The organism is Salinimicrobium oceani (assembly GCF_012037645.1).
In genome coordinates this window covers 1-529 of record NZ_JAAVJR010000366.1, presented here as the reverse complement: position 1 = coordinate 529, position 529 = coordinate 1, and the positions used below count along the sequence as shown (strand labels likewise).

Here is a 529-nt window from a genome sequence, read left to right as displayed (position 1 = left end):
ATCTGCGCGGGATCCGACGCTCTTTTTATAGCGTACTTTGGTTAAGCGTTAAATAAAAACAGCATTGGTCGCATTACGGAAATTTTGATCAGGCAAACTTTTTTATTTTTTGTCTTTGAGGCTTGAAGCCTTTTAAAGCAGTTGATTTCTCCTGAAGCATTTCATTTTTTACATCTTTTGATTGCATTAATTCGAAACTTAAATAACCTATTATTAGCACCAGAACTAGTAAGATACTTCCAAAGAGAGCAATTATGTTTCTTGGAACTATAGTTGTGTTCTTTAGCTTTTGATCAATTGATCTTAAATTTTCCAAAGCTAGGCTTTCTCTTTCCTGTTGCTTTTGAAAGAAAATCTTTAACTGTTTTTCCATTACTTCGGTGGTAATAGGAATACTCCGGGTGTTGAGTTCCTCAATCATTTTTTTCATCTGCAAGAGACCATTCTGGAAATCCTGCATTTCATCTGCCATAAGCTCCATAATTTCATCCAGCTTTTTCATCTTGTTTTGTTTTTAAAATCCTACACC

1 protein-coding gene is annotated in these 529 nt (G+C 34.4%); it reads right to left on the bottom strand.

Annotation, left to right across the window (positions count from 1 at the left end):
• Window positions 1-88: 88 nt before the first annotated feature.
• On the bottom strand, window positions 89-502 hold the full coding sequence (locus HC175_RS17205; protein WP_168025062.1) for a DUF6730 family protein: 414 nt from the start codon (window positions 500-502) through the stop codon (window positions 89-91).
• Window positions 503-529 lie beyond the last annotated feature (27 nt).

Bases quoted from the DNA above. Each gene is read 5' to 3' on its own strand.
- HC175_RS17205 (WP_168025062.1), bottom strand. From the start codon at position 502: ATGAAAAAGCTGGATGAAATTATGGAGCTTATGGCAGATGAAATGCAG.